Origin of the sequence: Shewanella maritima (genome assembly GCF_043643735.1) — a bacterium.
Taxonomy (GTDB): Bacteria; Pseudomonadota; Gammaproteobacteria; order Enterobacterales; family Shewanellaceae; genus Shewanella; species Shewanella maritima_A.
Window position 1 is genome coordinate 284,450 of sequence record NZ_JBHZSM010000004.1, and the last position, 24,714, is coordinate 309,163.

General features: G+C 42.2%; 16 protein-coding genes. 1 reads left to right on the forward strand and 15 read right to left on the reverse strand.

From position 1 onward, the window contains the following. Positions 1-57 precede the first annotated feature (57 nt). The gene (locus tag ACHUGF_RS07160) at positions 58-3,651 is read left to right on the forward strand and encodes a VCBS domain-containing protein (protein ID WP_394130095.1); all 3,594 of its coding nucleotides are present in this window, start codon (positions 58-60) and stop codon (positions 3,649-3,651) included. A gap of 1,094 nt (positions 3,652-4,745) precedes the next feature. Here the strand turns inward: ACHUGF_RS07160 and ACHUGF_RS07165 are convergent. The 15 genes from ACHUGF_RS07165 to ACHUGF_RS07235 form a co-directional block, all read right to left on the reverse strand. Continuing rightward, complete coding sequence (locus ACHUGF_RS07165; protein ID WP_394130096.1) at positions 4,746-6,194, reverse strand: methyl-accepting chemotaxis protein; 1,449 nt, start codon at positions 6,192-6,194, stop codon at positions 4,746-4,748. Between the two features lie 158 nt (positions 6,195-6,352). Next, entirely contained in the window at positions 6,353-8,596 is a 2,244-nt protein-coding gene (locus tag ACHUGF_RS07170; RefSeq protein ID WP_394130097.1) for a xanthine dehydrogenase family protein molybdopterin-binding subunit, read from the reverse strand. A gap of 3 nt (positions 8,597-8,599) precedes the next feature. Continuing rightward, the gene (locus ACHUGF_RS07175; protein ID WP_394130098.1) at positions 8,600-9,064 is read right to left on the reverse strand and encodes a (2Fe-2S)-binding protein; all 465 of its coding nucleotides are present in this window, start codon (positions 9,062-9,064) and stop codon (positions 8,600-8,602) included. Beyond that, entirely contained in the window at positions 9,065-9,721 is a 657-nt protein-coding gene (locus ACHUGF_RS07180) for a nucleotidyltransferase family protein (protein ID WP_394130099.1), read from the reverse strand. It abuts the gene before it with no gap. Position 9,722: 1 nt separating this feature from the next. Continuing rightward, entirely contained in the window at positions 9,723-10,766 is a 1,044-nt protein-coding gene (locus ACHUGF_RS07185) for an XdhC family protein (RefSeq protein ID WP_394130100.1), read from the reverse strand. Positions 10,767-10,901: 135 nt separating this feature from the next. Then, on the reverse strand, positions 10,902-11,546 hold the full coding sequence (locus ACHUGF_RS07190; RefSeq protein WP_394130101.1) for an MBL fold metallo-hydrolase: 645 nt from the start codon (positions 11,544-11,546) through the stop codon (positions 10,902-10,904). Positions 11,547-12,008: 462 nt separating this feature from the next. Further along, positions 12,009-14,018, reverse strand: a complete 2,010-nt coding sequence (locus ACHUGF_RS07195) for a DNA topoisomerase III (RefSeq protein ID WP_394130102.1) — start codon at positions 14,016-14,018, stop codon at positions 12,009-12,011. Between the two features lie 154 nt (positions 14,019-14,172). Continuing rightward, positions 14,173-14,586 carry a VOC family protein gene (locus ACHUGF_RS07200; protein ID WP_394130103.1) on the reverse strand — a complete coding sequence of 138 codons (414 nt, stop codon included), beginning with the start codon at positions 14,584-14,586 and terminating at the stop codon, positions 14,173-14,175. A 130-nt stretch (positions 14,587-14,716) separates the two neighbouring features. Beyond that, positions 14,717-16,231, reverse strand: a complete 1,515-nt coding sequence (gene purF, locus ACHUGF_RS07205; protein ID WP_394130104.1) for an amidophosphoribosyltransferase — start codon at positions 16,229-16,231, stop codon at positions 14,717-14,719. Positions 16,232-16,269: 38 nt separating this feature from the next. After that, positions 16,270-16,758 (reverse strand): CvpA family protein, encoded by a 489-nt coding sequence (locus ACHUGF_RS07210; RefSeq protein ID WP_394130105.1) that lies wholly within the window; start codon positions 16,756-16,758, stop codon positions 16,270-16,272. Between the two features lie 145 nt (positions 16,759-16,903). Continuing rightward, entirely contained in the window at positions 16,904-17,521 is a 618-nt protein-coding gene (locus tag ACHUGF_RS07215) for an SPOR domain-containing protein (protein ID WP_394130106.1), read from the reverse strand. Between the two features lie 15 nt (positions 17,522-17,536). Next, positions 17,537-18,814, reverse strand: coding sequence for a bifunctional tetrahydrofolate synthase/dihydrofolate synthase (folC, locus tag ACHUGF_RS07220; RefSeq protein WP_394130107.1), 1,278 nt, complete (start codon positions 18,812-18,814; stop codon positions 17,537-17,539). 134 nt (positions 18,815-18,948) lie between these two features. Next, positions 18,949-19,734 carry a tRNA pseudouridine(38-40) synthase TruA gene (gene truA, locus ACHUGF_RS07225; RefSeq protein WP_394130108.1) on the reverse strand — a complete coding sequence of 262 codons (786 nt, stop codon included), beginning with the start codon at positions 19,732-19,734 and terminating at the stop codon, positions 18,949-18,951. 111 nt (positions 19,735-19,845) lie between these two features. Next, the gene (locus ACHUGF_RS07230; protein WP_394130109.1) at positions 19,846-23,388 is read right to left on the reverse strand and encodes a FimV/HubP family polar landmark protein; all 3,543 of its coding nucleotides are present in this window, start codon (positions 23,386-23,388) and stop codon (positions 19,846-19,848) included. A gap of 225 nt (positions 23,389-23,613) precedes the next feature. Further along, positions 23,614-24,630 carry an aspartate-semialdehyde dehydrogenase gene (locus ACHUGF_RS07235; protein WP_394130110.1) on the reverse strand — a complete coding sequence of 339 codons (1,017 nt, stop codon included), beginning with the start codon at positions 24,628-24,630 and terminating at the stop codon, positions 23,614-23,616. Positions 24,631-24,714 lie beyond the last annotated feature (84 nt).

Below are 24,714 nucleotides of genomic sequence, written 5' to 3' on the forward strand. Positions count from 1 at the left end.
TCTAGTACTTAAATAAAACAAGCTAAATTTGAAGAAAGAATTTTTGGAGTAATAAAAATGAATAATAAATTACTTATACCGCTCATCATTGCGACAGGCCTAGTAGGTTGTGGCGGTGATGACGGTGCTGAACTGGATGGTAATACTCGCGGTAGTATAGAAATAATCGGAAGTGACTTTTTTGCAGGCGCCTCGCTCTCAGCAATAGCTACTGATGCTGACGGAATTCAAGCAGACACCCTTACCTACGCTTGGTCAACAGGTACTATCGGCACATCTTACACAATTACAGAAGCTGACGAAGGCACGATAATTTCTGTTTCTGCTAATTATACCGATAATGCAGGCTTTACAGAAGGTCTAGGTGCATCTACACCTACTATCAACCCAACCCTAAATGTTTCTGCTAGCATTATTAAGGGCCCTATTGATGGTGCAACTTGTGACATATTTGAAGTTGATGGTAGTGGTGCTGCTGTTCTGCCTGCGCAAGGCACTGCAACCTCTGACACTTCAGGTGGCGTTACTTTTAGCGACGTACACTTCGAAGGTTTAGGTTTAATTGCATGTACTGGCGGTACTTATACGGATGAATCAACAGGTTTAACCTTAGATGCACCTCAACTACGATCTGTAGTGAATGTAGTTGAAAATATTATTGAGACTGATGATGCGGGTGTGGAAACCATACTACCTCCACCTAACTATGTTGTTTCTCCTTTAACCGAAATGGCTGTTCAAAACGCCGGTAGTGATTTAAACCAGTTTGCTGACGCAGCTGAAATAATTAATGCTCGTTTTGGTATTCGTTTTGATACAACAGAAGTGCTTCCTACTTTAGTTGGTACTGTTGAACTGGGTGCTGATGGTGCTGAAGATGCTGATAGATATGGTTCTGTGCTAGCGCTACTATCACAAGTTGATGCAGACAACGCAGACGCAGATTTAGCTACCGTTATGGAAGAACTTGCTAGTGACGTCGCTGATGGCTCATTTTCTGAAGCGTCTTTAGTGACACTTGAAACAGCTCAAATTAATTTGCAAACGACTTCACAAGTTGCCAGTTATGTTGATGAAGCGTTACTTGATGTAATTGGAGCCGCTGTTGGTTATAACAATGACCCTGTTGCGGCAATCATCGAAGGTGAATTTGGCGGTACTGTACAACATACTGCTATTAATCCATTAACTGGTTCACTCACCATTATTGATCCAAACTTTGAAGAAGATGCTTTTGTTGTGCAAACTGATGTGTCACTTGATTATGGTACATTTAGTATCAGCGCCAACGGTAGCTGGTCATACACGGTAGACACTGCAAATGAAACTTTAGCGAGCCTTGAACTCTTTGACTCTGTAACTGATTCAATCACTGTCGCTTCTATTGATGGTACGACTGCTGATATTGTTATTCGTGTTGCTTCACTTACTCAAGTTGTGAAAATAAGCGATACAGGCGGCGATACGGGTGAGATCAGATTTAGCGTTGATAACCTTCGTCAAGGTAAGCTGACTGCATCTATATCTAAAGAGGTTGCGCTTGGTAGTGATGGAAATATTAAAGATGCCTACATTACGCTTTATGGCTCATCTGGTAGTTCTAGTGAATCGCTTATAGATTTGCGTATACAAGGCACTCAAACTCAAGCCGATGGCACTGTAATTGAGCCACGTTTCTTTGTTCGAAATACTGACAGTGACGCTTATCCTGGCAATATCATCACTGCCCCATTTGTTGAAGAGCAGTTTTATGATGTAGAAATCACATGGGACTTAGATCAAGCAGATCAAATCACAGTGACTATTGATGGTGTAGTGATTGGTGGAGGTTCATTCTCTACTGCAGCAGTTGTTGACTCTGATTATACAGGCTTAGACCAGTGGTTCGCTGATGGTGTTAAAGCTATCCAATTTAGATTTGGTGATAATGATAGAACGATTCCTTTCGGTTCTTTCTATGTTGATAACATTGAAGTATTTTCTGATATCGCTGGCACAGCAAGCGTCTTTTCAGAAGACTTTGAAAGCTATGGTGCAGGTGAAACTTTAGATGGTGAAGACAGCAAGTATGGCTTAGCTATTTACTCAGAAGTTATTGTATTTGATGCAGGTGACGACACAGAAGAACCTACTCCAGCAGTATTCTTTGATTTAACGGGAAGAATTGCAGCTGATGAAGCAACGACTACAGGTTTAGTAAGTGTACTTGACCCAGATGAAGGCGAAGCATTTATTGTTCAGACAACCTTAATGGGTACATACGGTTCATTAGCAATATTAGAAGATGGCTCTTGGACGTATTCACTTAATACTGCAGATCCCATTATTGCAGCACTTGTTGTGGGTGAAAGTGAACTCGATACCTTTACTATTGAATCTTTGGATGGCACTACCGCTGAATTAGCCATCACTATTACAGGCACAGTTGTTGTTGATACTGGAGCAAATAATGTTGCCAGAATGGCTGATACCACAACAGACGCTGATGCTGAGTTACGCTTAACAACGACGGCACTTGCTGCAGGCTCTATTTCTGCAACCATTAAGCTACAAGCCATTGCTGGCTTCACTGCTACACCAGGTGTTGAAGAAGATAATACCGCTTACATCAGTATTTACGGTGATTCTGCCTCTTCAAGTAAGCTTACTGGCGAAATAATCTTTTCTAATGATGGTAAGGTTAAATATCGTGATGCAGCAAAATCACAACAAACCATTGAAGGCTTAACCTATTTTGATGATACTGAAATAAATGCAGTAATTAAGTGGACAGCCACAGGTTATTCACTTTCAATTGATGGTGGCACAACCTTCTACGGTCCATATGAAGCAATCAATACAGGTACAGCGACAGAGACGTATCAAATCCGTATTGGTAGCTCTTCGGATGAGTCAGCAAAAGAATTACTCGCTGATGATGTCATCATTGCTGATGAAACAGATATGGCAGTATTATCTGAAGACTTCGAAAGTTATGCTGACGGTGAAGATTTAAGCTCATCTTATTCAAGCTCTGCTGAAGCAACCGTTAGAACCATAGCGGGAACGAGTGTAAATAAAGTTGCTAGAATGGCGGATACCACAACAGACGCTGATGCTGAGTTACGCTTAACCACGACGGCACTTGCTGCAGGCTCTATTTCTGCAACCATTAAGCTACAAGCCATTTCTGGCTTCACTGCTACACCAGGTGTTGAAGAAGATAATACCGCTTACATCAGTATTTACGGTGATTCTGCCTCTTCAAGTAAGCTTACTGGCGAAATAATCTTTTCTAATGATGGTAAGGTTAAATATCGTGATGCAGCAAAATCACAACAAACCATTGAAGGCTTAACCTATTTTGATGATACTGAAATAAATGCAGTAATTAAGTGGACAGCCACAGGTTATTCACTTTCAATTGATGGTGGCACAACCTTCTACGGTCCATATGAAGCAATCAATACAGGTACAGCGACAGAAACGTATCAAATCCGTATTGGTAGCTCTGCGGATGAGTCAGCAAAAGAGTTACTCGCTGATGACATTGTTATTGCTGATGCAAACGATACGGCAGTGCTAACTGAGGACTTCGAAAGTTACACTGTGGGTGACGATTTAAGTACAATTTACTCTAATTCTGCCGAAGCAACAGTGCAACAAGACTAATCAACTTGCAGTTGTAAATTAATGTTTTAAACAATGTGTTAAAAGTGCCGCTTATTGATAGCGGCATTTTTTGTTCTTATTTTGTAGACCAAAGTGTGCTATTTGAATGAAACTTTCGCTCTTTTAAAAGTGATAAATAGCAAAGTATCTATTTTTTCCTCATTATTTTTTCGTCTTTAGCGAGTTTTTTAAATATCAGCCATAAGTATTTTAACAAATAGGTGAATGAAAATAACAGAGTTTAGATCAAGCTTGTAGAGCGCTTGAGGTAATTCAATGAAAGGCAACCATACAATAAAGAGACCTTCATGCCGTACCTGAAAGATCGGCCAAAATTGTTAACTGATCAGTATTAGATAATGACTTGATTGATACCTGTGGAATTGAAAGCATATTGCCAAGAGCAAAGCGATTAGAGAATAAAAGCTTACTAACTCAGTGCCTGGGTTCAATATAATGCATACACCATGATACCTAATAAAACCTACACTCTCGACATTACTACCCAAACTCAGGGGTTGATCATACTTGATCGTTTTCTATGCATTATTTTATAAACAAAGATATAAAAGTTAACTTGATTGATCTCGTCACTGTGATCAAATAGCCACCCATTTGCTTTACTTTTACACTCATTATGCTTAAACATCTCAATAATATTACTGTTTGTCGTTCCCATATAAATCAAGAATATGTTGGGTCAGTGTAAACTTTAATTTATTACCATACATTTTCTAATCTCACAGCTCACTTTTAGAATTTTTCACTTACTTACTTTTGTCAAAAAGTGAGTTTCAATCTTTATCACCATATTTAGCCTCTGCTAGCTAAAATAGAAACGAACTTCAGAAGTGAAAATACGTTAAACATTAATATCCTCCATCATTCTATTTAAATGACATAAATATGTGAGCAATATATGGTTAGTAAATAACCCACCTACTGAAATGGGTGGGTTTAGAGCTTAAAATAAAAGCCTTTACCGCAAGAAATTTGTAAGCAAAAGACGTGTTAACAAAAGATTGGCTAGCAAATGGCTAGCAAGCAAAAAACTGGCTAGCATAAAACCTAAGACAATATCACCTAAGCTGCCATTAAGTAGTTTTGTATTGGCTCAAAATATTCGTCAAACCATGGGATGATTCACCCAACTCCTCAGCCACTTGCATCGCTTGTTGCGCATTGGTTTTAATCACATCTGATTGCTGGCGAATTTCATTCAGTTGCGTTGAAATATCACCAGCAGACACACTTTGCTGCTCGGCTGATGCCGCTATTTGGCTGCTCATATCAAATACGGCATTAATTGAACCTGCCATATTAGTGATATCCTCACCTACACCTTGAATACCTTCCCGACCTTCATCAGCTTGCTCAACGATCACGTTAGTAATATGGGTTAATTTACTTGAACCGGTTTGTAGACCTTCAATCATGGATTGAATTTCGACTGTGGCCTGTTGTGTTCGACCCGCTAAGGTTCTGACCTCATCGGCAACAACAGCAAAGCCTCGGCCTTGCTCTCCAGCACGTGCCGCTTCAATCGCTGCATTTAGGGCAAGCAAGTTGGTTTGCTCAGAGATACCATTAATGGTGGTAACCACATCATTAATTTGCGTCGCTTCTTTTGATAACTGCTCAACTGATGAAAATGCCTCAGCAATGCGTTCAGATAAATACTGTATTCGCTCCACTGCTGAACTAATCTTTTGTTGGCTCGCATCAATTTGTTCAGCATTGTGTCTGGTATTAGACGACGTTTCGCCAGCATGGTGTGACACGTCGGCAATGGCAGCAGTCATTTGCTCCATTGCGTGAGTCACGGCATCAAGGTATTCATGTTGCTGGCTGATTAAGTTTTCATTGGTACTCGCCTGATGATTAAACTGATCGGCAGCATTTGCCAACGTCTCTGCATTATTACGAATAGCTTCAACCATCTCACTCATGTTGTCGGCACTGCGGTCAATCTCAGTGGCAATTAAGCTAAAATCGTCCGTTCCAAAGAAATTTAAACGAGTTGATAAGTCACCATCAGCTAAGCGTTTGATGGCCATATACATATCCCACAAGCCACCACCCAAAGAGGTAGATATCCAGTAGCTTAGTTGAAATAGTGGTAGTAAACCGATTAAAGCTAACCAAATTAACCAACGGCCTTCACTCAATGCCTCTTGCTCCCATGAGGCTACATTCTGGGTTAATGTGAAATATTGGCTACCTACCGTTGCCGACGCTTTCACACTGTTTCCATTGCGCGACACTTGATTACTGCGGCTTAATTGAAGTTGATTTTCTGCTGCAAAATCGCTTAATGCTTGACCGGATAAACCTAAACTATTAGCGGCTTTGGCATAAGCTTGTACTTCAGCTTGCACTCTATCAACAGATGCTTGCTTTGTGACATCTGCAAGGAGCTGATAATTTAAAAAAGCAATTGAGGCGGTGATAAGCGTCACCATGGAACAAACCACCCAAAACTTTCCGTTGAGGCTGAGTTTAATTAAAATTGCATCAATTTTTCGAAATTGGATAGCTTTCATGTACTTAGGCTTCCTATCTTATTTTTTGGGCCGGTAAACCATAACCTTTGAAGTATAGAATATTTGAACGTAAAACATAAAAAATACCCAAACTTCACAGTTTGGGTATTCATTCACAAATTTTTTAAGATAAATTTAAGCTCGCTTACCTCTGGCACTTACACCTTTAGGAAACGATTTAAAGGTAAATCACGGTATCGAGTACCAGTCGCGGCAAAAATTGCATTGGTTAAACTCGGTGCAACTGGCGGTACGCCCGGTTCACCAACACCAGCAGGATTTTCTCTAGATTCAATAATATAAGTTTCTATTTCAGGGCATTGTAGCATGCGGAGCAGCGGATAATTATGGAAGTTGGATTGCTCTACCTTGCCATCTTTATACGTTATTTCCCCCATCATAGCCAATGATAAACCAAAGATTATCGCGCCTTCCGTTTGTGAGTGCACTCTGTCAGGGTTAACCACCCTACCGGCATCTATCACAGCTATTGATTTCAACACTTTCAATTGCTTATCAACTACTTCAACCAAGGTTGCCACCGCCACATAACTGGTGAAACTTCGATGTACGGCAAAACCCCAACCTTGATTAGCTTTTGCTTTACCCTCTTTAGATAATAGTTGCTCAACCTTGTCAATCACACCTAGGTAGCGCGCCACATCTACTGGATGATCTTTAAGAGTTTCACCATAGTTACCATATTTAAACCCTTGTTCTGTGAAGGTTTCTAATCTAGGTTTACCCAAAGATTGACGCCACATATCCATACAAGGTTTATCGGCTTTTACCGCCAGTTCATCCATAAAACTGCCGATGCCGAATGCATGTTGGATATTACACACCGAGCGCATCCAACCTATGCGTGAATGAGCCGTCGCTTTTACCGACTCAAGTTGCATAGCATCGATTGCCAATGGTACGTCAGTAAAGCCTAGGTCTAACTCGCCCGCAGATGGTTCATCCACCCCTTCTGCAAATGTTGAACTAATTGAAGGAAAGCCTGTTCTCGCCAGCAAAGCTTGAACATCTCTCTCTTGATTTAAGCTAGCCTGATAAAACTGGGCACTAATCGCATGGTAATAACCATTTTGAATATCATCCTCTCGGCTCCAACTCACTTTCACAGGTTTAGCCGTTTGCTGAGCTAACCAAGCCGCTTCCACACTATAATCTGGCTTTGATTTACGACCAAAACCGCCACCGAGTAGAGTGACATTCACTTTAACCTGTTCTTCTTTTAGGGATAAAAATCCGGCGACGTTTTGTTGGGTACTTTGTGGCGTTTGCGTTGATGCCCATACTTCACAGCCAGACTCGGTCACTTTTGCTGCGGCAACGGCTGGCTCCATCATGGCATGAGCTAAATAGGGTACAGTATAAGTGGCTGATAGAGTGTCATTTTTAGGCCACTCGTTTGGGATCTCCCCCATTTTTCTAACCACTTTACCCGGCGCTTGTACTTTTTTCACTAGTTCAGCTAAGTACTTTGCTGAGTCATGGCTGTCATTTTCTGATCCAGACCATTGCACATTAAGCGCTTTACGACCTTGCTCAGCACTCCATGTGTTACTCGCTATCACCGCAATACCACCTAAGGGCTTAAATAAAGCTGGGCCACTAAGCGTTGGCATTTTGATGACATCGATGACACCGGCCACACTGCGCGCTGCTTTTTCATCAAACTTAACTGGCTCACTGCCTAGTACAGGTGGACGACTGATACTTGCGTATACCATGCCATCTAACTGAATATCGTAACCATATTGAGCTTTGCCAGTTAAAATATCATCCATGTCGACAATGGTTCGGGATTGGCCAATCTGGGTGAAATCAGCCTCTGATTTAAGCTTGAGTCCATCAAGTTCGGGCATCGTTAGCTGTGACGCTGCTATGGCAAGTTCACCAAAGCTTAATGATAACTGCGAGTCTTTCAAATATACCCGACTGGATTTTGCGTAAACCTGCTCTACAGTCACTTGCCATTGGGTTGCTGCCGCTTGTTCAAGCATGGTACGCGCCATCGCGCCCATTTGACGTAATTTGGTAAAGTGCTTTCTAATACTGCGGCTACCATCGGTATTTTGACTACCATAACGCTTATCAGCCAACCCCTGTACCACAACCACTTTTTCCCAATCAGCTTGCAATTCATCAGCAATAACTTGAGGAACACCCGTTCGGATCCCTTGTCCCATTTCTGAACGGTGGCACGTTAAATACACCTTGTCATCTTCACCAATAGCCACAAACAAATTCATGATGGCTTGTTTATCTTGTGCCATGGTCATCGGACTCCAAGCAAGTCCTGTCGCACCTAGCGCAAGCCCACCACCTGCAGCACCAAACATTTTCAATACATTGCGGCGACTGATATTTTCAACAGCTGTAAAATGATCCATTTGTTATGCCTCCACTGCATCATTAATCGCAACTTTAATACGCGGATACGTACCGCAACGGCAAATATTACCGCTCATGGCATCATCCACCTGCTGAGCTGTGGGTTTAGGTGTTTGTTTGAGTAAGGCTGCAGCACTCATCAATTGTCCAGCCTGACAGTAGCCACACTGAGGTACATTGTGCTTTTCCCAAGCCTGTTTAAGCTTGTCAGCCTCGAGCCCCTCAATGGTGGTGACTTGCTTACCTTGAACTTGCTTTAAGCTGGTTAAACAGCCACGCAGCGCTTTGCCATCAACATGAATGGTACACGCGCCGCACAGGCCTGAACCACAACCATACTTAGTGCCGGTTAAGCCAAGTAAGTCTCGAATCACCCACAATACGGGCATGTTAGGATCTGCAACAACACTGAACTGCTTGCCATTAATGCTGAGTGCTTGTGCTTGAGTTGGGGTTGGTTCTGTCATTTATCTCTCCTTGTTAGCCAACCACAACTTCAAATCGGCTGGTGTATCGATATCTATGGCAGCAGGGGCAACTGAAACCTGCTTGATTAAATTTTCTTTTTGGCATGCTGTTAACAGCGATTTTGCCCCTTTATCACCTGTAAGTGACAATAACGCATTAAAAGCTGAGCGTGGAAATATGGCTGGCACACCTAACTGGTTTTGATACTCACTACAGGTCACCTGTTTAGTTGACAGATATGCACTGATAAGCGCCGCATAATCTGCACTTTTAAGTGCAATTTGATCAGCTAATACCAACATAATGGCATCAGGCGCATTATGATCTTCTTGAGTATTCAGTTTAACCGCAGTGGTGATTGAACTAGATAAACCTTGCTGCCATTGCGGGTTGACTATCTGCCTTACGTGTAAAAACTTATCTCTTAGCTGAGCACTTATATCAACTTGATATCCACCCAACACAACCTGTGGCGCAGGCAAACTTAGCTGTTCACAAGTGGAAACCACCTCAGCCAAGCTATGCTCAATTAAGGACTTTTCTGGCTGAGAATCGTGATTAATCGGTGTGAGTAATTTGCATTGCCCAAATCGCTTACTGCCGCCTGCTGCGAGCATGACGACCTGTACTATATGGCGATCAGTGTTGCCATCCATGCTATGACATCACCTTATCTAGGCTAACGCAGTCACCTTGCTGTAATACTTGATGTCCTTGAAACAGCACACTGTGGCATTGGGATAAAATGCTTAATGCAATTGAACTGGGCAGTTCACCGCCTATCGCCAATCCAGCAGGTGCGGAGAAATAGCCTGAAAAGTCACTGTCTGATAATTCTGCCTTGGTGAGCACCTTGTCTTTTCTGTGCCCAGGTCCAAGTAACGCAACATACTGCATTGGATATGCAAAGAGCACCTTTATAGCCCGAGCATCCATATCAAGGTTATGTGTCATCACAATCGCGGCGTGAAGCTCAGACATTTGCTCAGACATAGCCTGTTCTACTGGTTGTTTATTTATCTGTGCACCTACAAAGTCATATTGCCTAGCATATGCACTGCGCTCATCAAATACAGTTACTCGCCATCCCAACTGCTGCGCCATTTCAGACACGGGTATTGCATCGAGTCCACCACCAAAAATACCTATGTGTATCGGCGCTCTTATTGGCACTGATAAAATTGCAGCATCATTGTGGTTATTTTTGATGAGCTTGGCTTTAGAGATAAACGCACGATTTTGTAGAGCTTGCTTTATCACTTCCACCTGTGCGGAACATGAATCACAATCAATAATTTTTTGCTGAACATCAATTTGATAGCTACACGACTGACCACTGTTTAGGGCATCATGTAATTGCAATAGCCCAAGATATTGATTGGCTTTGGTTAAACTCACCATCATGATTTGCACAATACCACCACAACCCAGTTGATAGCTGGTATCAGACTCATCGGTTGCATCGTAGGTAATATGACAAGTTTGCTGTGTTTGGATCACTCGCTGGGCGTGGCGGCGTAAGTCGCCTTCTAAACAGCCACCACTTAACATACCTAAGCTTTTACCCATAGGGTGAAATAGCATCATGGCACCAGGTTTGCGATAAGATGATCCACTGACTTGAGTAATGATAGCTAACACCCAATTATCTTGGTAACTAGGCAACCATGCATCGAGAATATCACTGAGGTGATGGGTCATATTCAATCCTTGAAACGCACTGCACATACTCGCCAGTACTTATTAGTAACACTTAAGCTAACAAACCTGTTAAGGCATTAAAAGCACCAAAGCGTTTCAGTTTATTTCAATGAAGTGATGACCCAATGAAGACTGCTAACCTAACAATTGATCAGCAACAAAAGGATTGTGTTGACGTTCTTCAGCAAAGGTGGACATCGGGCCGTGACCCGGTATAAATTGAGTTTGATCGCCTAAAGGCCACAATTTAGTCGTAATAGATTTAATTAAGTCTTGATGATTTGATTGAGGGAAGTCAGTACGACCAATTGAACTTCTGAAAAGTACATCTCCAACCCAAGCAATTTTTGAGGTCGAACTGAAAAACACCACGTGACCGGGTGTATGACCAGGGCAATGCAATACACTCAGCGTTTGTTCACCGACTTGTACTTCATCTCCTTCTTCTAAGTAAATACTCGGCTCAAACGCATTAACTAAAGGAAAGCCGAAGTTTTTACTCTGTGCAGGTAAGCTTTCCAACCAAAAGCTATCCGCCTTGTGTGGGCCAATAATAGGTACATTGGCCTGCTGTGAAAGATCATATGCCGCGCCAACATGATCAATGTGGCCATGTGTTAGTAACACTTTAGACAGTGTTAACCCCAGCTTTTCAACTTCTTTCAAAATTCGGTCAATGTCGCCACCAGGATCAACAATCGCCGCTTCAAGGGTCTGTTTACACCAGATAACACTGCAATTTTGCTGGAACGGCGTAACTGGTATAATTTGATACTTCATTTGTGATCCCTCTAATGACTTTACTTGCTGGCATTTGGTCATTATCGACCAGATTGGTGAAAGTATATTTGATCTTGAGCGGGCTTTTTAGCTTTTTTGCAATTTAAGCAATAGCTTTTAGTCGAATATGTTTGAAAATTAAACGCGTTAGAGTCCACGACAGGCAACAACTTGATGCAGATAAAATGCTATGTGCGCACTCGCTCATTTATGTGACATTACACACACTTCTGTTTAGCTAAGTGATACATTTTCAGTTTGGCTTAATACTCAAAATCTATACTAAAGCCTGCTCCACCTCTTTGATTGTTGTAAATTATTTGACATACCCTATTAGTATGTACAGTAGATAAGTCAGTAGTGGCTTATCTACTTTTTTATGTGTTGCTTTCAATATCAAACGTTCCTTATCTCCCCAATGGCTACTAGCAAACAGCTTATACTATTCAAAAAAACTTACTTTTACTTTTGTGTTTTTGATTTGTATTTTGAGCCTGTACGTCTTCGCTTACTCCATTTCTTTGTTGTTGCAATGGATTTGAGCCCTTGTAGCCCAGTTGGTAATTGCGCTGATGCTTGTTTAATCAATGCGTCTAATTGATGTTCTAATGGTGTCATAAAGCTTTTATAAGATTGTGCTTTTTGTGAAATAGCATCTAAGCTTTGTTCCCACAAAGCTGTCATATCTGGTGTTGTGGCTGATTCAGGTAAACTATTAATGAGAGCCATTCCCACGGGAGTTGCTATGATTGATTTACCTTGCCGCTGTAAATAGCCTCGCTTAAATAACAGTTCAATAATGCCCGCCCGAGTCGCCTCAGTGCCAAGGCCATCTGTTTCTTTCAATGTTTGTTTGATTTTTGGGTCGGACACAAATCGACTAATTCCCGTCATCGCAGTAAGCAAGCTTGCATCGGTAAAATGCTTTGGTGCTTGGGTCATTTTTTCAAGTAGCTCACCTTTAACACAATGCAGAGATTGCCCCAATGATAACTGGGGAAGATGATGACTGATATTTTCATCGTCGTCGTTTGGTTGACCTTGAGTTGGTGATTGCAGTTGTGATTGATGTGTTGATTCAGGTTTGCGTTTGTCTTGACTACTTTTATGGGAGTTAAATAGCTGCTTCCAGCCTAATGACTTTTCAACTTTAGCTTTTGTGGTAAATACCCCCCCTTCGACTGTCACACTCACCTGAGTTTCATCGTATACATAGGGCGGATAAAACTGCGCTAAATACTGCCTCGCAATATGGCTATATAATTTAGCCTCATTGCTAGGTAATTTAGTTAAATCCATTTTTTTTTCAGTCGGCACAATCGCATGATGAGCATCGACTTTACTGTCATTCCAAGCTTTTGAACGAATAGAAAGATCTGGACTATCTTTGCCTGAGGTTAAACTTGCATCATTACTATTAATGGCATTGAGTACACTGGGTGCTAGCGCTTGTTGGTCTTTCGGTAAATAACGGCTATCAGAACGAGGATAAGTAATGAGCTTATATTTTTCATACAAGCTCTGGCAAATGTCTAGCACTTGCTTAGCATTGAAACCAAATCGTTTAGCCGCATCAATTTGCAGGGCAGACAAGCTATAAAGCAGTGGCGGAGATTGTCGCTTGGTCTTTTTTTCAAGCCCTGTGATAGTAGCGGGCTTATCTTCAATACGAGTCACCACATTTTGCGCCAAGCCTTTAGCTATAACACACCCTTCTTCATCCATATAAGGCTGGCATGCCTCACTAGGCTGCCACTTAGCCGTAAAAGCTTCGTTGGTGTTGGTGGTTAAGTGAGCAAGTACTTGATAAAATGGTTTAGGCACAAAGTTAGCTATTTGCTCATCACGTCTAACGATTAACCCCAACAATGGTGTTTGTACCCTGCCGACAGACAACACACCTTGATAGCCTACTTTTTTTCCCTGAATGGTATACGCACGTGTCATATTCATGCCGTATAACCAATCCGCTCTGCTACGTGCTAAAGCCGAGGTGGCGAGTGGCACAAAATCACGATTACTACGCAGCTGGCCTAATGCACGCTTAACGGCGCTTGCGTTAAGATCACTAATCAATAGTCGCTCAACTGACTGTAATTTCTGGCCTTTGACACCTAAATGAGCGATCACTTCATCAACTAACAGCTGCCCTTCTCTATCAGGATCGCCAGCATTAACGAGTTGATTAGCTTGTTTAACTAATTTGCGCAATACCGTCAGCTGACTGCGTGTTTTAGGCTTGGGCTTGAGTTGCCACTTTTCAGGCACAATAGGTAAATCTTCAAGACGCCATGATTTGTATTTAGCATCGTAGCTATCAGGCTCAGCTTGTTCCAATAAATGGCCAATACACCAAGAAACGCAGTCACCATTCGCGGCTGTGATAAAACCCTCCGCTTTTTTTAATGGTTTAGGTAGCACATCAGCAATAGCCCTTCCTAAACTGGGTTTTTCGGCAATATAGAGTTTCATAGGTCACTACTGTCAATTACACTGTATAAATTAACAGTACTTTACCTATCTAACCATAAAACTGCAATAGCTTGATAGCTAACTGCCATACAGAGTACCAATTGTGGGTAAACGATACTGCTATGAGCTAAGCCACAAGATGATATTAGTTGATTTAAAGTGGACCGAGTTCCACTTGCCAAGGAGGATTTAAGCGATTTTGTCCCGCCCAATATAACTTTATCTTATTGCCTGACGGGTCAAAGAGCACAGCTTCACGCCACAAGTAGCGCATATCTTGAGGTAGCTGCTCAAATTCAATACCTTTTGCAACGAGTTGTGCCACCCACTCATCAAGTTGAGGGTGCTCGAAATATATGGTGATCGCTGGTGCTATTTGATGAGGCTCATCAGCTTGTTTATTAATTGACTGGTCATTTAACGCTAAAGAGAAGCTACTTTCGCCCATCGGCGATTTGAATCTTGCGTAATGCGCAGTGTCGACGATTTGAGTAAAGCCTAGTTTACGATAAAACAAACATGCTTCAGTCATGTTGGTCACAGGCAAGGTCACCTGATTAAGATTCATTTATGCTCCTGCAATGTATCCAAGTGAATTAATTTTTACATTATTTCAATTAGTACAAAAACTAGCACAAAAAACTAGCACAAAAAAACCAGCCGAAGCTGGTTTTCAAAAACGTCAACGATTGTGCCGTTTATGGGTGGCACACATTATGTAGTTCAAGGTTGGTACCAATATCTTTCATGCGATTCGCTTTAGCATCGTCATTACGCAGCTGGTTAACATGGTCAAGGTAGGCTTGATCTACGTCACCAGTAATATACGCACCATCAAATACTGATGTCTCAAAGCGTTTAATTTCTGGATTTTCCATTCTTACCGCTTCAACTAAGTCAGGTAAGTCTTGGAATATGATGCCATCAGCACCAATAATCTTCGCAATTTCTTCCGCATCTCGACCATGAGCAATCAACTCATTTGATGTTGGCATATCAATACCATACACATTCGGGAAACGGATTTCCGGTGCTGCTGAAGCAAAGTACACTTTCTTCGCACCAGCTTCACGGGCCATTTCAATAATCTGCTCAGAAGTCGTTCCACGTACAATCGAGTCATCAACCAATAATACATTCTTACCTTTAAACTCAGTATTGATGGCATTTAGCTTACGACGAACAGATTTCTTGCGCTCCTGTTGACCAGGCATGATGAAGGTACGGCCGATATAACGGTTTTTAACAAAACCTTGGCGGTAAGGTAAATCCATACAACGTGCAATTTCTAGCGCAATATCACATGAGGTTTCAGGAATTGGGATCACCACGTCAATATCATGGTCTTCCCAATTAGCCTTAATTTTCTCACCCAATTTAGCACCCATGTTGACGCGGCTACCGTATACAGAGATTTTATCAATGGCCGAATCTGGACGTGCGAAATAAACAAACTCAAAAATACAAGGTGCATAGCTTGGGTCGACGGCACATTGGCGCGTATATAGCTCACCTTCAAGTGAGATATAAATCGCCTCACCTGGTGCCACATCGCGCATCACTTCAAAACCAACGGCGTCAAGTGCAACACTTTCCGAAGCAACCATGTACTCAGTACCGTGCTCAGTTTCATGCTTACCCAGTACTAATGGACGAATACCATAAGGGTCACGAAATGCGACTAAACCTTGGCTAATAATCATGGCTACAACCGCATAAGCACCGCGAGTTTGAGCATGCACATTAGCAACAGCATTAAAGACTTCATCGGCCGTCAGCGATAAGCTACGGGTTTCTTGGAGTTCATCGGCTAGTAAATTCAGTAAGATCTCTGAATCAGACGTGGTGTTCACATGGCGACGTTTTTCAACCAAACTTGCAGCAAGATCTACTGTATTGGTTAAGTTGCCATTATGTGCCAGTGAAATACCAAATGGTGAATTTACGTAAAATGGTTGGGCTTCTGAAGCACTTGAACTACCCGCAGTAGGGTAACGCACATGGCCAATACCAGAGTTACCTTGTAAACGTTGCATGTGCTTGGTTTCAAACACATCTTTTACTAAACCATTGGCTTTACGTAGACGAAAAGCATTGCCATCAATGGTCACGATACCAGCGGCATCCTGACCACGGTGCTGTTGTACAGTCAACGCATCATAGATGGTTTGGTTAACTGACGATTTGCCTACTATTCCGACGATACCACACATGGGTAAGGTTCCTCATTGTAAGAGTTTTTATATTAAGTTTAATTTTTGGGTACAAAACTTGATGTATTTTCGAGATAGTCAAAAAACCACTGAATAACTACCCCGAATTCGGGTACAAGCACAGAATCCTGCCACCAATCGGCGTCAGGTAACCCTGTAAATGCATCCATGAAAAATAAGATTGCGCTAACAATAAGTGCGCCTCTAATAGCGCCAAAACATAATCCAAGCACTCTATCGGTGCCTGACAAACCAGTTTTGGACACGAGCTGTCCTAGCAGGTAATTCACCAACGCACCTAAAATCAACGTGGTGATAAACAAAATGGCTATGGCCACCCCATTTCGCACTAACTCATCTTGCATTTGAGTTAAGTAGACTGCGAGATCTAGGTAAAAATGACTAGCGATGAAAAAAGCAGCAAACCAAACAACCAATGACATCGCTTCTTTAGCGAAGCCACGGATCAAGCTGATCAGAGTTGAAATGCCGATAACGATAATAATTGCGTAATCAATCCAAACCATTTCGATGGGGGTTCCAATGTATGGGTGAAGACGGGCGCGATTCTACCAAAGACCAAACAGATTCTCACCTTTAGTCTTACAAATTATTCATGCGGAAATAAGAACAATCAATTCAGTAAAATCGGCCGGTTAATTTATTGATGAATCAGCGCTCAGTTGGGTTATAAGCCACAATTTTGCCCTTTAGGCCTGTCAGCTTATAAATCGGTGTCTGCGCTTTTTCAAGTTTAGATTTATTCACTTCGGGCCCAACAAACACGCGGGTGAGTTTCCCTTCAACTGGTTTTTCAGGCAATGTGTATGCCGTATAGCCCGATAACCTTAACTGTGCCAATAATGCCTCAACATTCTGCGCATTATTAAAACCACCAAGTTGTAAGGTGTACCCTGCTGTTACTGCATTACTTTTAACTGAGCTTTCGACACTAGGCGTTGTGGCAACTTGCTGACTGTCGTCTTTACCACTATTACTTGATGCTGTTTGGTCTTCTTCAGATGAGTCATTACCAAGCTTCTCTGATTGGCTAACTAACTCTTGAGTCGGCGCCACAGGCTCAACCTCAAATTGTTCAGGCTGACTTTCCGTTAACTCGGTGGACTCACGAGCTGTATCAGTTGTCTCAATGACTGGCCTTAGAGGAATTTCAGTAAACTCTTCAACAACATGTGTTTTTTTGCCGTCTAACAAGTCAGGCAAAAATATAACCCCTATCGCAACAAGGACGATGGTACCCACTAATCGGTTTTGAAATTGACGATCCAAAATACAATCCTGTAATTATGCCGCGTTGTAATGATTATGAAATGCCGCGACGGTAAAAAATGAACCAAATACAATTAACACGTCATCATCTGCAATGCTAGTACGAACGTATTGGTGAGCATGCTCCATTGTGTCAAATTGCTGAGCAGTTATACCTACCGGTAGCGCGTCCATCAGTTGTTTGGCACTGGCACCGCGCGGATTATCTAATGTAACAAGTAGCCAGTTGTCGATGCTTGCCGATAATTCAGAAAGCACCTTATCGATATCTTTATCTTGTAGCATGCCACACACAGCATGGATTTGCTTATGTTGATACTTAGCCAACTGCGCAGCTAAATACTTTGCAGCATGCGGGTTGTGGGCAACATCTAATAAAATTAACGGCTTTTCAGACAACTGCTCAATTCGTCCTGAAAGTGATGCATGCGCTAGCCCTTGCTTGATGGTACTTAAGCCAATTTGTGGCCACATTTGCCTCACTAGCGCGACAGTTGTCGCTGCGTTAGGTAATGGTAAGCTCGGGATGGGCAAATCGTCTAATGATTGTGACTCATCCTTATATTGCCATAATCTAGCTTCAGTGCGTTGAAACTGGGTTTGTCTTTGATAATTAAATTCGTGACCGACTTTAATTAGCTGACAACCTACGGTGTTAGCATGTTCAACAGCACTGTCTGGTAAATCAGGCTCACCAATCACACAAATACAACCACGGCGCATAACCCCTGCTTTTTCAATGCCGACTTTTTCTCGGGTGTCACCTAGGTACTCTTGGTGGTCAATGTCGATAGATGTGATCACTGTGGCATGGGAGTCAATAATGTTAGTTGCATCTAATCGACCACCTAAGCCCACTTCCAATAGCACCACATCAAGCTGTGCCTGCTTAAATTGCCACAAGGCTGATAAGGTAGCGAACTCAAAATAAGTCAGTGAAACATCACCTCTTGCAGCTTCAATGGCATTGAACGAATCAATGATGTTTTGATTGCTCACATTGTGCTGATTAATGCGGTAACGCTCGTTAAACTCATGAATATGGGGTGAACTGTATACGCCAACCGTCTTACCTGAACGCAATAAAATCGACTCTATCATGGCGCAAGTGGTGCCTTTACCATTAGTACCTGCCACAGTGATGATTTGCGTTTCGCCTAAATCTAACAGGCCTAGTTTTTCTGCAACCTGGGCGACTCTCGATAGTCCCATGTCGATTTCTGTAGGATGAATAGCTAATAAATGGCTTAGCCATTGCTCAAGTGTTGCGTGTGACATGTCTGTTTCAGTCATTGAATGTATCTACTATTAAACTTTTACTCTGTAAGGTAATCATTAACTATCGCAACATATAATTCTAAAGCATTGAAAATAAGACTGATACTGAATATTTAATCAATTTTATGTAAAGCAAACACCCTTTCTCATTAATCCAGCATGAACAATGGACCCAAGGCCAGTTTTGGCAATTGATACTGTTCAGGATAGGTCACATCAACAAGATACAAACCATTTGGCTTAGCAGTCGCAGCAGCCTGATTACGGTCTTTTAGCGCAAGCAACTCACTGATCCACTCAACAGGTTGATTGCCTAAACCCACTTCAATTAATGAACCTACAATATTGCGTACCATATGGTGCAAGAAGGCATTGGCTTTAATATCAACCATGATGTACATTCCCTGACGGGTGACTTTTACATGATGCACATTGCGAAATGGTGTGTTTGACTGGCACTGAACCGCTCTGAAGCTGGTAAAGTCTTGCTCGCCCAATAAAGATTGCGCAGCTTGGTGCATTAAGCCTTCGTTTAATTCACCGTGATAATGGCTAACACCTTGACGATGAATACCAGGGCGTAAGCTGTGATTGTAAATAATATAACGGTAACGCCTTGCTGTGGCGCTGAACCTGGCATGGAAGTCTTCTGGCACTTCTTTTACCCAACGTACTGCAATATCATCAGGTAAACGAGTATTGATCCCACGAGTCCAAGCTTTGAGTGGGCGCGATGCTTGGGTCTCAAAGTGAATGACTTGGCCTGTGCCGTGTACACCAGAATCTGTGCGGCCAGCACAAAACACTTCAATCGGTTCGTCTGCCACATAAGCGAGTGCTTTTTCTAATTGTGCCTGTACAGAGTCAACATCTGCTTGTCTCTGCCAACCAAAGTAGCGACTTCCGTCATACTCAATACCTAACGCAATGCGCATTTACTTACCTCTAAAACCGTTAATGGTCGGCATTTTAACATAGATTTTGTTGAACTTCGGCCAAAAAAAACGGCACTTAATTTGTGCCGTTTGATTGGGTTAAGACAGCATTTACTTAATATTTTTAAGTAAACTCTCTGCTTCAGTTTGTTGACGCTCGTTGCCATCAATTTGAACTTCATTTAGCAGTGCTTTTGCACTGTCTGCATCTTCAATTTCAAGATAGGCTCTGGCCAAGTCAAGTTTGGCGTTTACCGAGTTTTCTTCATCGTCGACATCAACCATATCAGCATTACCAATCAATGAATCAACTTCCCCCACGTCGACATCCACATCTTTGTATAGGTCTAAGTTATCATCGTCTTCATCGGCATCATTGAGTAATTTATCGATATCAATGAAATCGTTCTCGCGTTCAAAATGGCTTAATGCTTGTTCATTACTCGCATCATTGTCTGGTTCACTAACCGTTGAAGTGCCCTCGGCAGTCGATTTCGTATCGACACCTTTACCTTCATCCAACGCAGCAAGCGCTTCATCAATAGTTAACTTATCATCACTTAAAATGAAGTCGTCTTCAGAGGTACTGCTATCCAGTTCCTCATCGCCTACTGACTCAGAAAATGCAGCAAGTAAGTCTTCATCAGTGACACCAGCATCAAACTCACTAGTCGCTTTATTTTGCGCCTCTTGAGTAGGCTCAAGCGTAGACTCAGCCTTGTTTAAATCGTCAAGCAGTGCATCTAAATTGTTGCTGTCAGCATCATCGTTTAACTCCGTTTCATCGATGCTCTTAGAAGTTTCAACAAGGTCATTAGCACCTGAATCACTCGTACTTGAGTCATTTTGCTCCCAAGACATGTCTGCTAATAGCTCTTCTAACTCTGCAGCAGCGGCATCATCATTGACAACTGGCGTTTGCAATTCTACGTCATTTGATTCTGTGTTTTCGTCTTCGACCAGATCTTCTGTTGCGTCTATAGCTACATTCGAGTCCGTTTGCTCTGTTCCAGCGTTACTGTTATCAGCTGCACTCATATCAAAGTCAGCCAACATGCTATCAAGTTCATTAGCTAATTCATCTTGATTTTGCTGCAGTTCATTGGTTTCACTTTGAGACTCAGACTCTGTTGATAAACTATCTAATAGTAAGTCCAATTCATCTTCTGGCTCGGATACCGATTGCTCACCGGTTACCTCAGTATCATCAACAAGATTATCAGAGTCGGTATTAAGGTCAGCTAATAAGCTGTTTAAATCATCTGCTGTATTTTCAGTATCTTGTGTAGGAGTTGTTTCCTTGTCAGTGCTTGCTGAAAGCTCAGCAACATCATCAATAGGCTCGTCAACTGTATTAGCTTGTTCAGTGAGTAAAGCGTCTATATCTATATCGGAGGCAAGCTGTGTTTCAGCAGCATCTTCTGTAGCCGATACAGCTTGGTCAAGGCCTGTAACTGAGTCAGACTGTGTATCATCTTTTGCTAAATCAACATCTAAGTCAGCCAATAATGCATCTAAATCTTGATTTTCATCGCCGGAATCAAGCTGGGCTAACTCTTCATCAAGCTCTTTGCTAATCGGGTCTTCTTCAGCGGCATCAAGGTCTGCGAGTAACGCATCAATATCACCTTCTGCAACGGTTTCTTCGTCAGGTTCTATCTCACTCAGTTCGGCATCTAACTCTTGCGCTATCACCTTATCCAGTTCAGGCGTGTCACTGACATTTTCATCGACTGGGGTTTCTAACTCAGCGAGCAGTGCATCAACATCATCATTGGTTTGTTCTTCACCCAACATTTCATCAAATTCTTGGGTAAGTTCAACGTCTAATTGTGCAGCAGCTTCAGTATCGGAGGCGATATCATCGGCTTTTGCTTCTGCTTCATCGTCTGTAGCCATATCAAACTCAGCCAATAAATCATCGACATCAGACGTATCAACCGTGCTATCAGTTTGAGTCTCATCGGTGTTTAGATCTAATGTGAGATCGCTTTCATCATTAGATGAAGTCTCTAATTCTGCTTCGGTTTCAGTTTTATCTAGCGCTGATGGCTCTGATTCGCCTGTCGCTGAAGGCTCTGATTCACCTTGCGCTGATGGCTCTGATTCATCTTGAGCTAATGGCTCTTCACTTCCCGTGAGATTTTCATCTAAATCGAGGGTTAACTCATCCGTGCTACTTGTGTCAGCAGAAGTGGCTTCAGCGTCAGCATCACTACTTGGCAGATCGAACTCTGACAATAAGTCTTCCATGTCAGCTTCTGAAGTTTCAGATGTATCAGTATCATCTTCAAGTCCGTCTAGTAAGCTATCAAGATCATCGCTGTCATCAGCTGATGATTCGAGTTCGTGATCTTGTTCATCCATGGCTTCAGCCCATAGATCATCTAGCGATGTGGTTTCATCATCTTCAGTAATGCCGTCTTCTTCAGTCAGCACCACATCTGTATCAAGCTCTTCAGACAAGTCTGCTTCTGGGGTCATCTCGATATTATCTACATCGAGGAGATCATCAATACTTTGCTCGTCTTTGTCTTCATCATCTAGGTGAATAGCCAGATCAGATAAGTCATCTTCATTGTCATTCAAGTCCAATGCTGTTTCATCGACTGCGGCTGTTTCAGCGACGGTTTCAGTTTGGCTTTGTTGTTCTGCAACTGTATCGGCTTCTTGTTGCTTTTTCTTACGTCTTAACAAGAAGAACACTATCGCGAAAATTATGAGTAAAGGTAATGCTGCAATGGCAATAAGCATTAAAGTACTGCTGGTAATTGTGCGCCATAGATCGCTAGGTTGATCAACTTCAACAGGTTCAACGCTTGCAGCAATCATAGCTTGATGCTGATCATCCAATTGTTGATGTTTTTCTCTCAGTAACTGTAAGTTTTCTTCTAAACCTGAAATTACCCTAGCTTGCTCATCAATTCTGCGGCGCAATGCCATCATGTCGTTTTCAGACACCATGATTTGATCTTGTGCACGCGCCAGCTCGTCTGTGAGCATCAAGTTTTTGCTTTGTTCTGCATCTAACAGCTCGTTTATGCGGGTTAACTCCGCACCTTGTTCAATGGCTGGCTTATTAGCGTTTTCAGATGGTTTAGCAATTTGTAATGGCTTTTCTAAACTCGGTTTTGTTGGCGTCTGCGGTTGTGTATTTGACGGTTTTTGTGCGTTTGCTTGACCTTGAGGAACAGGGCTCACCTGTGTATTTTCAGTGGCTGCGGGCACAATTGGCTGGGTTGCCGCAGTGGATGACACGCGATTATTGCGCTGGTCATCTAACTCTGCACGTCGTTTAGCTTCCGCTTTGGGAATAGCCGCCATGACATCTGCAGAAGGGACTATTAATACCATGTCCTTTTCTAGCGTGTTGTAATTATTACCGCTAAAGGCATGAGGATTAGCATCAAATAGTGCTGACATGACCTGATAAACAGTAATGCTTGGGTCAGGACGAACTTTTAACGCAATACTCCAAAAGGTATCTCTGGATGTGGTAGGGCCATACTGGCGGGCAGGATCTTGTCTGACTTCACCATTAGGGCCAGTAATTTTCAAAGACTCAGCTTGGACGGATTGAATCGCAATCCCCGTTGTCACCATGACAGAAGTACAGAGTAAAACACCAGCTAAATATGAAGTTCGAAAAGTCATCCAGTTCTTCCCTTTATCACGCGAGCAACTTGACTAAGTTAATCATTTCTTTAATTAATTATTATTATCGTTAATAGCAGAGCTAAGTTAACTTTACGACTATAAACTAGATTCAACAACGCTGCTACTACTGCTAAATAGTAAAACAAAAAAAGCCTGCTAGCTGCAGGCTTTTTATACTAAATTGCGCTCATCATTATGAGTGATGTATTACAGGCTTTCGCGTTAGTAATAATCTCTGATCAGAATTTCAGCAATTTGCACACTATTTAAGGCTGCACCCTTACGAATGTTATCGGCCGTTATCCATAAATTTATACCATGAGCATGGGAAATATCTTTACGGACTCGACCAACGTAAACAGGATCTTGACCTGCTGATTCCGTCACAGCCGTTGGATAATCATCATCTGACTCAAATAGCACCACACCTTCAGCATTGTGCAGAACCGCTTTTACATCTTGCGCATCAACAGGTTGATGCGTTTCTAGATGCACCGCTTCAGAGTGGCCGTAGAAAACAGGCACACGCACAGCAGTAGGGTTCACCATGATACTTTCATCACCAAAGATTTTTTGCGTTTCCCACACCATTTTCATTTCTTCTTTGGTGTAGCCATTTTCCATAAATTTATCAATGTGTGGTAACACGTTAAATGCAATTTGTTTTGGGTAAACTTCAGGCTCAACGGGTAAGCCTTGTAAAAGCTTAGTAGTCTGCCCTGCTAGCTCTTCAATCGCTTGCTGACCAGAACCCGATACCGACTGATAGGTCGTCACGTTAATACGAGAAATACCAAATGCATCATAGATAGGTTTCAAAGCCACTAACATCTGAATGGTAGAACAATTAGGGTTAGCAATAATATTGCGATTGCGGAAATCAGCAATGGCTTCAGGGTTTACTTCTGGTACAACTAATGGTACGTCAATGTCGTATCTAAAGTGCGAGGTATTATCGATTACAACACAGCCCGCTTCACCTGCAATCGGTGCCCATTTAGCTGAGATATCTCCACCGGCAGAAAAGAAACCAATTTGTGCTTGGCTCCAATCGAATGTTTCTACGTCTAGAATTTCTACTTGTTTACCATGAAAACTTACCGTTTTACCTGCACTACGACTGCTGGCAAGTGGATATAAATTGGCAACCGGAAAGTTACGCTCTTCAAGGATCTCAATCATAGTTTGACCCACTGCGCCCGATGCACCTAACACGACAACATTAAACTCTTGAGACATAATAAACACTCGACTCCTAAAACCTGTATGAAACTTCAATCTACCTTACAAACCGACCACTAAGCTAGACTAAATTTCATAAAA

Bases quoted from the DNA above. Each gene is read 5' to 3' on its own strand.
- ACHUGF_RS07230 (WP_394130109.1), bottom strand. From the start codon at position 23,388: ATGACTTTTCGAACTTCATATTTAGCTGGTGTTTTACTCTGTACTTCT.
- folC (WP_394130107.1), bottom strand. From the start codon at position 18,814: ATGACTGAAACAGACATGTCACACGCAACACTTGAGCAATGGCTAAGC.
- ACHUGF_RS07200 (WP_394130103.1), bottom strand. From the start codon at position 14,586: ATGAATCTTAATCAGGTGACCTTGCCTGTGACCAACATGACTGAAGCA.
- ACHUGF_RS07175 (WP_394130098.1), bottom strand. From the start codon at position 9,064: ATGACAGAACCAACCCCAACTCAAGCACAAGCACTCAGCATTAATGGC.
- ACHUGF_RS07180 (WP_394130099.1), bottom strand. From the start codon at position 9,721: ATGGATGGCAACACTGATCGCCATATAGTACAGGTCGTCATGCTCGCA.
- ACHUGF_RS07160 (WP_394130095.1), top strand. From the start codon at position 58: ATGAATAATAAATTACTTATACCGCTCATCATTGCGACAGGCCTAGTA.
- ACHUGF_RS07165 (WP_394130096.1), bottom strand. From the start codon at position 6,194: ATGAAAGCTATCCAATTTCGAAAAATTGATGCAATTTTAATTAAACTC.
- ACHUGF_RS07190 (WP_394130101.1), bottom strand. From the start codon at position 11,546: ATGAAGTATCAAATTATACCAGTTACGCCGTTCCAGCAAAATTGCAGT.
- ACHUGF_RS07185 (WP_394130100.1), bottom strand. From the start codon at position 10,766: ATGACCCATCACCTCAGTGATATTCTCGATGCATGGTTGCCTAGTTAC.
- ACHUGF_RS07195 (WP_394130102.1), bottom strand. From the start codon at position 14,018: ATGAAACTCTATATTGCCGAAAAACCCAGTTTAGGAAGGGCTATTGCT.
- ACHUGF_RS07170 (WP_394130097.1), bottom strand. From the start codon at position 8,596: ATGGATCATTTTACAGCTGTTGAAAATATCAGTCGCCGCAATGTATTG.
- ACHUGF_RS07210 (WP_394130105.1), bottom strand. From the start codon at position 16,758: ATGGTTTGGATTGATTACGCAATTATTATCGTTATCGGCATTTCAACT.
- ACHUGF_RS07235 (WP_394130110.1), bottom strand. From the start codon at position 24,630: ATGTCTCAAGAGTTTAATGTTGTCGTGTTAGGTGCATCGGGCGCAGTG.
- truA (WP_394130108.1), bottom strand. From the start codon at position 19,734: ATGCGCATTGCGTTAGGTATTGAGTATGACGGAAGTCGCTACTTTGGT.
- purF (WP_394130104.1), bottom strand. From the start codon at position 16,231: ATGTGTGGTATCGTCGGAATAGTAGGCAAATCGTCAGTTAACCAAACC.